This is a genomic window from Bradyrhizobium sp. AUGA SZCCT0158 (assembly GCF_018130065.1).
In the GTDB taxonomy this organism is placed as follows: domain Bacteria; phylum Pseudomonadota; class Alphaproteobacteria; order Rhizobiales; family Xanthobacteraceae; genus Bradyrhizobium.
The window spans coordinates 410,623-423,522 of record NZ_JAFCME010000001.1; the positions used below are offsets into that span (position 1 = coordinate 410,623).

The window sequence follows — 12,900 nt, forward strand, 5'->3', positions numbered from 1 at the left end:
GCTAGTGAACCTTACCGCACCGCCGCCAGCGACGGCGCGGCAAAGCCCGCCTTTGACGCATAGCCGCGTACGATCGCTTCACGCTGGCCGTAGCTCAGCACCTTCTCGATATCCGTAAAACCGTCGGGCGCCAGTTGCTCGACCGCGTCGATGACGCCTTCCGGGCCGCCGCGGCGGTTCGCGCGCACGATCTCTGCCGTCATCGGCAGCCGCTTCTGCTCGTAGGCCAGCAGCGCCTGGCGCGGATGCTCGGCATGGGCCAGCGAATCCGCCAGCGCCCGTGCATCGAGGATCGCCTGCGAGGCGCCGTTGGATCCGACCGGATACATCGGATGCGCGGCGTCGCCGAGCAGCGTCACCCGTCCCCAGGTCCAGTATGGCAAGGGATCGCGGTCGCAGCAGGGATACTCATAAAATTCCGGCGTCGCCGAGATCAGGTTGCGGACGTCGACATGCGGCACCGAGAACCGCGCCACATGCGGCATCAATTCCTCGCGCTTGCCCGGCCGCGACCAGTCCTCGCGGCGCGGCGGCTGTGCGTTGCCTTCACCAATCCTGACCATCACGGCCCAATTGGTCAGCCGGCTGGCGGGGCTCGATCCTTCCGCGATCGGATAGACCACGACTTTGGCATTCAATCCGCCGGCCACGATCATCGAACTGCCGGTCAGAAACATCGGCCAGTCGCGTGCGCCGCGCCACAGCATCAGCCCGTTCCAGCACGGCGGCCCCTCGTCCGGAAACAGCATTTCGCGCACGCGCGAATGGATGCCGTCGGCCCCGATCAGAACGTCGCCGCGTGCGGTCTTGATATGCGCGCCGGTACGGTCGAAGAAATGCGCGATCACGCCGCCTTCGTGCTGCGCGAACGCGCCAAGCCGGCAGCCGGTGTGGATCGTCTCCTTGCCGAGCCGCTCCTCGACGGCGCGATGAATAACGCTCTGCAGGCGGCCGCGATGAACCGAGAATTGCGGAACGTCGTGACCGGCGCCGAGGCCGCGCGGCTCGCGCCAGACCTCCTGGCCGTGACGGTTCAGATAATACAAATCATCGGTACGAACAGCGGCCGCATCCAGCCGGTCCAGCAGCCCTAAGCCAGCGAGTTCGCGGATCGCATGCGGCAGCGTGTTGATGCCGACGCCGAGCTCGCGAATGCTGTCCGATTGCTCGAACAATTCGCAATCGATGCCGCGGGCGCGCAGCATCAGCGCGGTGGTGAGGCCGCCGATGCCGCCTCCGACGATGATCGCCTTCATCCGCTCAAACTCCACTCAACTCTGTCTTCAACCTCGCCCCGCTTGCGGGGAGAGGGAGTAAGGAGCGTGCCATCCAGCCTATTCGGCCGCAAGCGGCTTTGTCGCCTCGGCCTTGAGCTCGGCGCGGGTTTTCGGCTTACCCTTAATTTTGAGGTCGTCGAAATCCTGCCGGTCGCGGACGGAGTTGCGGAAAATCTGCTCTTTTCCGGGGAGATATTGCGGCGGACAGGCGATATCGGAGGCGCCATACCAGGCCGCCGCCCGTATGGTGAAGGAAGGATCAACCAGATGCGGCCGGCCCAGCGCCACCAGGTCGGCGCGGCCGGCGGCGAGGATGGTGTTGACCTGATCCGACGTCGTGATGTTCCCGACGCACATGGTCGCAACCCTTGCCTCGTTGCGGACCTGTTCGGAGAACGGCGTCTGGAACATGCGGCCGTAAATCGGCTGCGCGTCGCGCACGGTCTGTCCGGTGGAGACGTCCACGAGATCGACGCCGGCCTCGCCGAACGCGCGCGCAATCGCCACCGCGTCGTCGCCGGTGACGCCGCCCTCCGCCCAGTCGGTGGCGGAGATGCGCACCGACATCGGCTTGTGCACTGGCCACGCTGCGCGCATCGCCTCGAATATTTCGAGCGGATAGCGCAGCCGGTTTTCGAGCGTACCGCCATATTCATCCGTGCGCGTGTTGGTCAGCGGCGAGATGAAGCTCGCGAGCAGATAGCCGTGCGCGCAATGCAGTTCCAGCATGTCGAACCCGCAGGCCTCGCCGCGCAGCGCGGCGGCCACGAACTCCGCCTTGACGCGATCCATCGCTGATCGGTCCATCTCGCGCGGCACCTGGCTGTCCGGGAAATAAGGGATCGGCGACGCCGACAGCGTGTCCCAGCCGCCCTGCTCGAGCGGCCGGTCCATGCCCTCCCACATCAGCTTGGTCGCGCCCTTGCGGCCGGCATGGCCGAGCTGCAGGCAGATCCTGGCGGCTGAATTGGCATGAACGAAATCGACGATCCGCGTCCAGGCGGCCTGCTGCTCGTCGTTCCACAGCCCGGTGCAACCCGGCGTGATCCGGGCGTCGCGGCCGACGCAGGTCATCTCGGTGAAGATCAAACCCGCGCCGCCGATCGCGCGCGAGCCGTAATGCACCAGATGGAAATCGCCTGGCACGCCCTCCTCGGCCGAATACATGCACATCGGCGACACCACCGCGCGGTTGGCCACCTCCATCTCGCGCAGTTTGAACGGCTGGAACATCGGCGCGACAGGTTTTTCGATGTCGACATCAAACCCTTTGGCGCGGACGGTCTTTGCAAACGCCTTGTCAACCTCGCTGACGAAGCCCGGCGCACGCAGCGTGAGATTATCGTAGGTGATCGCCTTGGCGCGGGTCATGACGCCGAACGCGAACTGCACGGGATCGAAATCCCAGAAACGGTCGACATGTTCGAACCAGACCAGCGACACGTCGGCGGCGTGCTGGGTCTTCTCGACCTCCTCGCGCCGGCCCCGCTCGTAGGTCTGCAAGGCTGCATCGACCGTCGGCGCCTGCGCCATCGCCTCTGCGAGTGCGATAGCGTCTTCCATTGCAAGCTTGGTGCCGGAGCCGATCGAGAAATGCGCGGTCGCCTTGGCGTCGCCGAGCAGCACCATGTTGTCCTTGACCCAGCGCTCGCTGCGGATCATCGGAAAATTGCGCCACATCGAACGGTTGGTCAGCAGCTTGTGGTCGCCGAGGAACCAGCCGAAGATTTCCGCCATGCGATCGGCGGATTGCTGCTCGCTCAGGCCTTCAAGACCGGCGCGCGCAAACGTCTCGGAATCGGTCTCGAAGATCCAGGTCGAGCGGCCGGTTTCATATTGGTAGGCGTGGGCGATGAACGGGCCCCACTCGGTCTCCTGGAAAATGAAGGTGAAGGCATCGAGCGGCCGGGTCGATCCCATCCAGGCGAACTTGTTGGAACGCAGGTCGATCTCGGGGCGGAAATGCTCGATGTATTTGTCGCGAAAACGGCTGTTGATGCCGTCGGCGAGCACGATCAAATCGGCATCGGCAAAACGGGTCTCGTCGTCGACATCGGTTTCGAACAATAGCGTTACGCCGAGTTCGCGGGCACGTTCCTGCAGGATCAAGAGCAGCATGCGGCGCGAACAGCCGCAAAAGCCGTTGCCCCCCACCCGATGCACGGTGCCGCGGAAATGCACGGCGATGTCATCCCAATAAGCGAATTCCTGGGTGATGCGGCGGTAGCTCGGCGGGTCGTACTTTTCGAAGTTGTCCAGAGTGGCGTCCGAGAACACCACGCCGAAGCCGAACGTGTCGTCGGCGCGGTTGCGCTCGTACACCGTGATCTCGGCCTGCGGCCGCTGCTTCTTCAAAAGGATCGCGGCATAGAGACCCGCCGGCCCCCCGCCGATTATCGCCACCTTCATCAGCGCCTCCGAAGCAAGCTAACGGGCCATCTGGAAATTACTTTAAACCTAAAGCATTTTTCAGGCAAGCCCCTCGCAACGCAAACGACCTCATCCTGAGGAGCGGCCTTTTGGCCGCGTCTCGAAGGATGGGCCGCGGGCTATCATGGTTCGAGATGGCGCGCTGTTGCGCCTCCTCACCATGAGGAAAAAGAGTGGAGCTCAATTCCCCTGGAACACCGGCGACCGCTTGTTGGAAAACGCCTCGAATGCCCGGGCAAAATCCTCCGTGGTCATGCACAGGGCCTGCGCGACGGCTTCCGCCTCGATCGCCTCCTCCACCGACATCGCCCATTCCATCGCCAGCATGCGCTTGGTCATGGTGTTGGCGTAAGTCGGCCCATCCGAAACCTGCTTTGCCAGCGCTTGCGCCTGCGCCAGCACCTGGTCGGGCGCCACGATCCGGCTGAAGAAGCCCCAGCGTTCGCCCTCCTCCGCGGTCATGAAGCGGCCGGTGTAGAGAAGTTCCGACGCCCGCGACTGGCCGATGATACGCGGCAGGATCGCACAGGCGCCCATGTCGCAGCCGGAGAGACCCACCTTGTTGAAGAGGAAGGCGACTTTGGCGCCTGATGTCGCCATGCGCATGTCCGAGGCCATCGCGATGATTGCGCCGGCCCCGGCGCAGATGCCGTCGACAGCAGCAATGATCGGTTGCGGACAGGCGCGCATCGCCTTGACCAGATCGCCGGTCATCCGGGTGAACGCCGTGAGGCCCTTGGTATCCATCTGCACCAGCGGGCCGATGATCTCAAAGACGTCGCCGCCCGAAGAGAAGTTCCCGCCGGCGCCTGACACCACGATGGTCTTGACTTCCTCGTCCATCGCACAGGCGCGGAAGAAATCGGTCAGTTCCCGGTAGCTGTCGAAGGTCAGCGGATTTTTCCGCTCCGGACGATTCAGCGTCACGGTGGCGATCTTGCCGTCGACCTCAAGCAGAAAATGCTTCGGCGAATATTCTGATAGTGGCAGCGTGACGGGGTTGGCGGGTCTGCTCATGGGATCTCCCTTGTCTTGCTATTCGTCACTGCGAGCCACCGAGTCGCGCGAATGCGCGCCCGATGACAGGCTCCGCGAAGCAATCCATTCTTTCTTTTTGCGGCGAGATGGATTGCTTCGCTTCGCTCGCAATGACGGTTTCAATTTCAAACTTCGCCGCCGGCGACGGCGACCGCCTGTCCGGTGATCGCGCCGGCGCCCGCGCCGCACAGCCACAGCACGGCATCGGCGACTTCCGACGGCGCAACGAGACGCCCTTGCGGATTGTGCTTCGACAGTTCGGCCACCGCCTGCTCACGGCTGCGGCCGGTCTTCTTGATGATGTTGTCGATCGAGCCCTCGAGCAGATCGGTTTCGGTGAAGCCGGGACAGATGGCATTGACGGTGACGCCGCTCTTGGCCGTTTCCAGCGCCAGCGAACGGACCAGACCGATCACCGCATGCTTTGCAGCACTGTAAGCGCTGACATAGGCGTAGCCCTTCAGGCCGGCGGTCGAAGCGATCGCGACCACCCGCCCCCGGCGGCGCTCCAGCATGCCGGGCAACACGGCCTGCGTGGCATGCACCACGCCCATGAAATTGACGTCCATCATGCGCTGGAACAGCGCCGCATCGGAGCGGCCGAACGGCGCGGATTCAGCCGCGCCCGCATTGGCGATCAGGATGTCGATCGGCTGGCGCGCCGCGGCCTCCGCAATGGCTGATTTCACCGAAGCTGCATCGGCGACATCGGCGGTTACCACGAACTGCGCGGCGCCTGACGCAATCGCTTCATCCAGCGTGGCGCGATTGCGGCCGAGCACGGTGACGACGGCGCCGGCCTCGGACAGGGCTGCGGCGACCGCGCGGCCAATACCCCGCCCGCCGCCGGTGACGAGCGCATGCTGGGAATGCAACGGTTTGGACATCGGTCGGCCTCCCGGGAACTGACCCCCGACATTTATTTTAAACTTCAAGCTTTTGCAAGGAAGCAAGTAAGGAAGCATTCTTTGCCTGCCCGCACGCGCTTGACAGAAGGCGATCCGGGGGTAGCGTCGCCGCGTAACCACACAGGGGTCAGCAACATGGCGGCGCTCGAAAAAGGCATCACGCAGAACGGCACCGGATATTCCGGCAAGACCTGGAACATCCTCGGGCAGGTGTATTTTCCCAAGGCGGTAACGGACTCCACCTTTGCGTTCGAGACCAACAGTAATCCCGGCCAGTTCGTGCCGGTCCACATCCATCCAACCCAGGACGAATTCATCCTGGTGCAGGATGGCATGCTCGACCTGAAACTCGATGGCGTCTGGGTGCAGGCCAAGGCCGGCGATCTGCTCCGGCTGCCGCGCGGAATTCCGCACGGTTATTTCAACAAATCGGACAGACCGGCGCGGGCACTTTTCTGGGTTTCACCGACCCAGAAGCTGGAAGCACTCTTCAACCAGTTGCACAATCTCAGCGATGTCGCCGAAATCGTGCGCATCTCGGCCGAGCATGAAGTGAATTTTCTGCCGCCGGAAGCCAACGACTAAAAATCTGCGCGAACTTTAGCTGGGCCCCCAGGGCGACATCGAACATCTGCGCCAGACGTGACGCGACGGGTATCCGCGACCCGCAGCTTCGCGCGGGCTCTTAAGTTTTCAGATTGACGTAAGAGGCCTTAAGCCCCGGCAGAAGGCAGGCTGGCAGCGGCGATCGCGACGATCTGGGCCAGCCGACGTCCGATCCGGGACGGCGCGTTGCGCAGAAATTGTTGTACCTGTCGCATCTCAATCTTCCATCGGCGCCCGGCGGAACGGTCGTTCCCAAAACGCGGCGCCTCCTGGAAAATGGTCGTAACGGGCTAACTAGTCGAGATACCTGGGAAAATAGCAACGCCCGCTTCGTGCGGCAGCCGTTTGGCAGTAGAATTATTGCCCTGATCGAGCCGACCGCGGGGGAAATTTTCTTCCCCTCTTTCGGGGTCATAACCCCGTGATGCCGCTGTCGACCGCCAGGGTCTGCGCATTCACGTAAACGCTCTCTTCGGACATGAAGAACAGCGCGGCATAGGCGATCTCCCATCCTGTCGCCATGCGCCCAAACGGTGCACCGGCAGCGCTCCGCGACGGCCGGCCCGCGCTGGTGTGGCGCCCGAGCGGGGTATCGACGAGACCCGGGCAGATGATATTGGCGCGGATGCCGCGCCTTGCCCCTTCCCGCGCGACATTGCGCATCAGGCCGCCGAGCGCCGCCTTCGACGTATCGTACGCGATCAGCCGCGAGCCCGAGCGAAGCCCTGCGATCGACGAGATGAAAACGATCGATGAGCCCTCGGCGAGATGCTTGAGGGCCTTGCGGCAGCAGAGCATCGGGCCGCTCAGATTGACCGCCAGCGTGTCGTTCCACTCCCTCAAGTCGACGCCGTCGAGGCCGAGCGCACCGACGCCGATTCCGACGTTGAGCACCATGCCATCGAGACCACCGAGGCCGTCGATCGCCTCATCAACCATTCTGTTCACATCGGCCTCACGCGCGATGTCGGCCTCGATTGAAAAGGCGCGGCCGCCTTCGGCGGCGATACGCGTGACCGTGTCATCGGCGCTCGCACGATGAATATCGGCGACCGCGATATGCGCCCCCTCGCGCGCAAACAGCAGCGACATCGCCCGGCCGTTGCCGACCGGATCGGTTGCGGCGTCGAATGTCCGCTGCCCGCCGCCGACCACCAGTATCCTGCGGCCCTGAAGGCGCCCGCGCCCCGGCGCCTCGCCGGATGACTCCGGGCTGAGCGGGCGAACGTAGCGCGGTTTCTCGGTCATTGCCTTATCTCACGTCGATTTCAGGGCGCCCTATTTCGGTGCGAAACCAAACGTCTTCTCGAAGCGTTTGGCATAGGCTGGCCAGACCTCGGGGTTGACGATGCGCGGCGGCCGCTTGCCGTCGAGCGCGTCGAGGATCTGTTCGGCGGCGATCCTGCCCATGTTGACGCGGGCTTCCCTGGTTACACCTGCCGTATGCGGGCTCGCCAGCACATTGTCGAACTGCAGCAGCGGATGTTCCGGCGGCGGCGGCTCCTTGTCCCAGACGTCGAGCCCGGCACCGGCGATACGCCTGTCGCGCAGCGCGTCGTACAACGCGGCCTCGTCGTGAATGAAGCCGCGCGCGGTGGTGATGAAGAACGCGTGCGGCTGCATCAGCGCAAACTGTTTCGCGCCGATCATGCGGCGATTGTCTTTGGTCAGCGGGCAGGAGATCGAAACGAAGTCCGAACGCCGCATCAGATCGTCGAGCTCGACCTTCTCGGCGCCCCGCGCCGCAACTTCCTCTGCCGTGAGATAGGGATCGTACGCGATCACCTTCATGTGCAGCAGGCCCTTGCAGAGTTCGGCGATGCGGCGTCCGACATTGCCGATCCCGACAACGCCGATGGTCTTGCCCTGCGCTTCGTTGCCGATCAGCGCATTGCGATTGACATTGGCCTCGCGGCGCAGCGCACGGTCGGATTCGAGGATGCGCTTCGACAGCGTCAGCAGCATGCCAAGCGCGTGCTCGGCCACGGAATTGGCGTTGCCGCCGGTCTGGTTGACCACCAGCACGCCGGCCGCGGTGCAGGCATCGACATCGACGGGGTCAAAGCCCGCGCCGTTGCTGGAGACGATGAGCAAATTCGGCGCCCGCTTCAGAAGATCCGCATGGGCATGGAAATGCGGCGCCAGTTCATCGCGCGCCGCCCCGATCTGATAGGCGTGCGCCGCAGCCAGAATCGGCGCCGCGACGGATTCAGGGCTCTCGTTCTCAAGCTTGTCGAGCCGTACATCGGCCCTGGCTTTCAGTATCTCGGTATAGATCTCGTGGGCGAGATATTTGACGTAGAACACGCGCTTGTTGTTGACGGTCATCTTGTTGTGCAACTTTCAGTTCGGGAAGTCATAGAGTTTGGCGGGATTGCTGACGAGGATGCGCTGCTGCGTCGCTTTATCAGGCGTCCACATCTGAAACAATTCGAGAAGGTGTCCGGCGTCGGGCATTTCTCCCTCGACCCGCGGATGCGGCCAGTCGCCGCCCCAGACCAGGCGCTCAGGGTTTGCCTTTACCAGCGCTTCGTGGAACGGCCGCGCGTCGGGATAGTCAGGCGCGTCCTGGCTGAGCCGGTGCGCGCCCGACAATTTGGACCAGCACCAGCCCTCGCCGACCGCACGCAACAGGCTCTGGAAACCCTCGGTGCCGGTGCCGGCGCGGGCATCGGTGCGGCCCATGTGATCGATCACGACAGGCAGGCCGATCTTTTTCAGGATCGGGATCGTCTGCGGCAGATCCTTGACGTCGATCCAGAGTTGCAGATGCCAACCGAATTCCTTCATGAGCGGCGCGAGTTTCTCGGCCTCCGTCAACGGCACGCCGCCGCGATAGTGCAACTGGCCGTCGCGGAAGAAATGATTGAAACGCAGGCCTCGGACGCCGGCCGTGTGCCAGGCGCGCAATTCGTTCGGCGAAACGTTGGCATCAGCCACCGCCACGCCGCGCAGGCGGTCGGGCTCGCGCTTCAGCGCATCGAGCATCGCCGAGTTGTCGCGGCCGTGTGCACTGCCCTGCACCAGCACGCCACGCGCAAAGCCGAGCGTGTCGAGCATGCCGAGGTATTTCTCCAACGGCGCGTCAGGCGGCGTGTAGCTGCGATCATCAGCGTAAGGAAAGCGATCCGATGGGCCGAATACATGGGCATGGGTATCGCAGGCATCAGGCGGCAGCGGCGCCTTGGGACGACTGACGGGACGCGGCGGCAGGCAGGCTGGAATCATCTTGAGCACCACATCGTTATTCCGCCTTTATCCGGCCGCCTTGATGATCGGCTCCCACTTCTCGTAGTCGGCACGGATCCTGGCTTGGAACTGTTGCGGTGAGCTGCCGATCGGCAATGCGCCGAGCTTGCCGAGGCGCTCCTTCACGGCCTCCGTGTTCAGGGCAGCAACGAAATCACGGAAGAGTTTTGCCAGCACATCGGGCGGCATGTCTGATGGTCCGAGCAGGCCCCACCACACGCCGGTGTCATAACCCGGCACGGCTTCCGACATGCTGGGCACGTCGGGCAGGAACGGCGCACGCTCGGCGGTGGTGACGGCGAGCGCGCGCAGCGTGCCGGCCTGGAGTTGCCCGACCGATTCCGGGCCGTTGTTGAACGACATCGGAATTTGTCCGCCGAGCAGATCGTTGATCGCGGGCGCGCCGCCCTTGTAGGGAATGGCGTTGAGATCGACCTTGGCGAGACTCTTCAGGAGTTCGCCGGCCAGATGCGTCGACGTGCCGGTGCCGGCATGGGCAAATGAAAGACTGCCCGGCTTCGCCTTCGCCGCCTCGATCACATCGGCGAGCGTCTTGAACGGTGAATCGGCGCGCACCAGCAGGATATTGGGCGACGACGCCAGCAGCGAAATCGGCGTGAAGTCCTTGAAGGTGTCGTAGGGAATTTTGGAGTACAGCAACGGATTGGTGGCGTGGCCGCTCGCGACCATGATCAGCGTATAGCCGTCAGCCGGCGAGCTCACGACCGCCTGCGAGGCAATGACGCCGCCGGCGCCCGGGCGGTTCTCGACCACAACCGACTGGCCCCATTGCTTGGACACCACCTCGCCCAGCGTGCGCGTCAGCACATCGACGCCGCCGCCCGCGGGATAGGGCACGAGAATACGCACGGGCTTTGAAGGAAACGACTGCGCGGATGCCGCGCCGGCAGCAGTAAGCATCGCTGCGGCAACCACAGCCATCCGGAACCAACTTGCCACGGCAGCCCTCCCGATGTTCTCGTTATCTCACATTGTCGCATGCCGGCGTGCTTGAGCCATCGCCAAGTCTGCAGATCACGGTAACGATGAAGGCATGTTGACAATCCCGTCCACGACGTCAAGTTTCGGCGCGGCAAAAGCTGCGCGACGGCACCATGTCGCGAACGCGAATTTTCGGAAGATCGAGGGAGAAGACAGTATGACGGTTGCGGAGGAAAAAACCTCGCCCGAGATCTCGCAGGAGAAGAGCTGGCACGGCATCGTGCTGCAATCGCTCAAGCGCAACGATATCAGCCTGGTGCCCTATGTGCCCGATCGCATCCTGACGACGCTGATCAAGAACCTGCATGCCGATCCGTTTTTCACGACCTTTCCGACCGCGCGCGAGGAAGAAGCCGTCGGCATCGTCTCCGGCGCCTGGATGGGCGGGCGGCGCGGCGCCGTGCTGATGCAGACGTCAGGCTTTGCGACGCTCGCCAACGTGCTGGCCTCGCTGGCGATGCCCTACCAGATCCCGCTGATCATGTTCGTGACCGAACGCGGCACGCTCGGCGAGTTCAACTACGGCCAGTCGCTGGTGTGCCGCACCATGCGCCCGGTGCTGGATTCGCTTGCGATGGAGCATCACACCTGCACGCGGCTCGACGAGTTCGAGTTCATCTGCGACCGCTCGATCAAGCAGGCCATCACCACACAGGCGCCTGTGGCGCTGATCCTTTCGCCGCTTTTGACCGGCGGCAAGACCTTCGACAAGTGAGCGATCTCATGAACAGCACCCCTGCCCGCAATACCAAGGTCATGAACCGCTTCGATCTCACCTCGCGGCTGGTCGCCAGGCTGAAGAACGAGGAAGCCGTGGTCGGCGGCATCGGCAACACCAATTTCGACCTGTGGGCCGCCGGGCATCGGCCGCAGAATTTTTACATGCTCGGCAGCATGGGCCTCGCCTTTCCGATCGCGCTCGGCGTCGCGCTGGCGCAACCCGAACGCCGCATCTTCGCGCTCGAAGGCGACGGTTCGCTGTTGATGCAACTCGGCGCCCTGTCGACGATCGCAACGCTGGCGCCGAAGAATCTGACGATGGTGGTGATGGACAACGGCGTCTACCAGATCACCGGCGCGCAGCCGACGCCGGGCGCTGTTGTGGCCGACATCGTTGCGATTGCGATCGCCAGCGGCCTCGGCAACAGCGCCTGGGCCGCCGACGAGGACGATTTCGAGCGCCTCATCGATCAATCCATGTCCACCGCGGGGCCGACCCTGATCGGCGTGCGCATCGACGACAAGCCGGGCGTCGGCACCACCCGGCGCGATCCGGTGCAGATCAGGGAGCGCTTCATGCACGGGCTGGGGGTGAGGGAACCGCTGTAGAAATGGGCATTAACCACACGGCATTGTGGCTGTTCGCAGGTGCAATATTCGCGTCCCGATCGTGCTAAGCCGAGGCCATGTCAGTCGCCCTCAAGTTGTTCGCCTGGTGTCTTGCCGCAGCCGTAACCTTCGCAACCCTGGGCCCGCCGGGATACCGTCCGCACGCCAGTATTCTTGGACAGGACGGCGAGCATGCACTTGCCTTTGTCCTGATCGGGCTCGCGTTCGGCCTGGCCTACACGCGCAACCGCTTGCTCACGGCGGCCGTCGCCGTCGGGCTGACCGGCCTGATCGAGATCCTGCAATTCTGGGCGCCGGGGCGGCACGCGCGGCTGGAGGATTTTCTGGTCGACGCGCTTGCAGCCTGCGTTGGGCTCGCGGCTGCGGCGGCCTTCGATCTGGTCGTCAAGCGCACGCAACGATCGAGCGCAAGCGCGTCCTGACGGCCGGAGCGTCCTGACGGCCGGAGCGTCCTGACGGCCGGAGCGTCCTGACGCAACAATCCCCGCGGGAGGAATGCTCCCGCGAGGATCGATTGCAAGCGGCTCGCTTAGTCGATGATCTTGATCACCCGGCGCGTGCGCGGCTCCACGATCACCCGGCGATCATTGACGACCGCATAGCGATATTCGGTGTGGCTCGGCACCGTGCGCAACTCGACGGTCGGCGGCAGCGGCTCGCCGACCACGACGCGCTCGCGCACCACGACCGACGGCGCGCGTTCGGCCTGGATCGACGTGATCACGGCATTCGGAATTTCCAATCCAAGGCCTACGGCCGCACCCACGGTGCCGCCAACGACCTCGCCGACCGGACCGCCGACCTGGCCACCCGCCCGGGCGCCGTCCTGCGCGCCCTGAACGGTGGTGGATTGGGCGAACGCCGCGCCCGATGTCAGCAGCGACGCGGCAATGAGCGAAACAGCAAGACGATTAATCATTATATCCTCCAGTGAATTTGATGGTGCGTTTCAACCATTGGAGGCATCAGATGTTCCGGTTCCACGCGCGCAATAACGGGCCACATGGAACAGGAAGTTCCCGGATCAGGTTCCGCGTTCG

At 63.9% G+C, this 12,900-nt stretch carries 13 protein-coding genes; 4 read left to right on the forward strand and 9 right to left on the reverse strand.

Going from position 1 to position 12,900, the window contains the following annotated elements:
• Nucleotides 1-11 precede the first annotated feature (11 nt).
• From JQ574_RS01770 to JQ574_RS01785, 4 genes are all read right to left on the reverse strand, one after another.
• A complete protein-coding gene (locus JQ574_RS01770; RefSeq protein ID WP_212205639.1) occupies nucleotides 12-1,256 on the reverse strand; it encodes a flavin-dependent oxidoreductase in 1,245 nt (414 codons plus the stop codon).
• Between the two features lie 78 nt (nucleotides 1,257-1,334).
• Nucleotides 1,335-3,686: a bifunctional salicylyl-CoA 5-hydroxylase/oxidoreductase gene (locus JQ574_RS01775; RefSeq protein WP_212205637.1), complete on the reverse strand. Its 2,352-nt coding sequence runs from the start codon at nucleotides 3,684-3,686 to the stop codon at nucleotides 1,335-1,337.
• 201 nt (nucleotides 3,687-3,887) lie between these two features.
• On the reverse strand, nucleotides 3,888-4,724 hold the full coding sequence (locus JQ574_RS01780) for an enoyl-CoA hydratase family protein (protein WP_212205635.1): 837 nt from the start codon (nucleotides 4,722-4,724) through the stop codon (nucleotides 3,888-3,890).
• 146 nt (nucleotides 4,725-4,870) lie between these two features.
• A complete protein-coding gene (locus JQ574_RS01785; RefSeq protein WP_212205633.1) occupies nucleotides 4,871-5,632 on the reverse strand; it encodes an SDR family NAD(P)-dependent oxidoreductase in 762 nt (253 codons plus the stop codon).
• Between the two features lie 156 nt (nucleotides 5,633-5,788).
• On the opposite strand from JQ574_RS01785, the gene JQ574_RS01790 reads away from it, so the two are divergent.
• Nucleotides 5,789-6,238, forward strand: coding sequence for a cupin domain-containing protein (locus JQ574_RS01790; protein WP_212205631.1), 450 nt, complete (start codon nucleotides 5,789-5,791; stop codon nucleotides 6,236-6,238).
• A 432-nt stretch (nucleotides 6,239-6,670) separates the two neighbouring features.
• On the opposite strand, the gene JQ574_RS01795 is transcribed toward JQ574_RS01790, so the two are convergent.
• From JQ574_RS01795 to JQ574_RS01810, 4 genes are read right to left on the reverse strand one after another with little or no spacing between them, the layout of a single operon-like run.
• Entirely contained in the window at nucleotides 6,671-7,507 is an 837-nt protein-coding gene (locus JQ574_RS01795; protein ID WP_212205628.1) for an SDR family NAD(P)-dependent oxidoreductase, read from the reverse strand.
• 30 nt (nucleotides 7,508-7,537) lie between these two features.
• Nucleotides 7,538-8,587, reverse strand: a complete 1,050-nt coding sequence (locus tag JQ574_RS01800) for a hydroxyacid dehydrogenase (RefSeq protein WP_212205626.1) — start codon at nucleotides 8,585-8,587, stop codon at nucleotides 7,538-7,540.
• 15 nt (nucleotides 8,588-8,602) lie between these two features.
• Nucleotides 8,603-9,499 carry an amidohydrolase family protein gene (locus tag JQ574_RS01805; protein WP_312014638.1) on the reverse strand — a complete coding sequence of 299 codons (897 nt, stop codon included), beginning with the start codon at nucleotides 9,497-9,499 and terminating at the stop codon, nucleotides 8,603-8,605.
• A 15-nt stretch (nucleotides 9,500-9,514) separates the two neighbouring features.
• A complete protein-coding gene (locus tag JQ574_RS01810; protein ID WP_212383257.1) occupies nucleotides 9,515-10,450 on the reverse strand; it encodes a tripartite tricarboxylate transporter substrate binding protein in 936 nt (311 codons plus the stop codon).
• Nucleotides 10,451-10,667: 217 nt separating this feature from the next.
• Here JQ574_RS01810 and JQ574_RS01815 point away from each other — a divergent pair, with 217 nt between their 5' ends.
• The 3 genes from JQ574_RS01815 (at nucleotide 10,668) to JQ574_RS01825 (ending at nucleotide 12,282) form a co-directional block, all read left to right on the forward strand.
• Nucleotides 10,668-11,225, forward strand: coding sequence for a thiamine pyrophosphate-binding protein (locus JQ574_RS01815; RefSeq protein ID WP_212205624.1), 558 nt, complete (start codon nucleotides 10,668-10,670; stop codon nucleotides 11,223-11,225).
• An 8-nt stretch (nucleotides 11,226-11,233) separates the two neighbouring features.
• Complete coding sequence (locus JQ574_RS01820; protein ID WP_212205622.1) at nucleotides 11,234-11,839, forward strand: thiamine pyrophosphate-dependent enzyme; 606 nt, start codon at nucleotides 11,234-11,236, stop codon at nucleotides 11,837-11,839.
• Nucleotides 11,840-11,916: 77 nt separating this feature from the next.
• Nucleotides 11,917-12,282: a VanZ family protein gene (locus JQ574_RS01825; protein ID WP_212205620.1), complete on the forward strand. Its 366-nt coding sequence runs from the start codon at nucleotides 11,917-11,919 to the stop codon at nucleotides 12,280-12,282.
• 107 nt (nucleotides 12,283-12,389) lie between these two features.
• Here JQ574_RS01825 and JQ574_RS01830 read toward each other — a convergent pair whose 3' ends face one another.
• Entirely contained in the window at nucleotides 12,390-12,779 is a 390-nt protein-coding gene (locus JQ574_RS01830; RefSeq protein WP_212205618.1) for a DUF1236 domain-containing protein, read from the reverse strand.
• Nucleotides 12,780-12,900 lie beyond the last annotated feature (121 nt).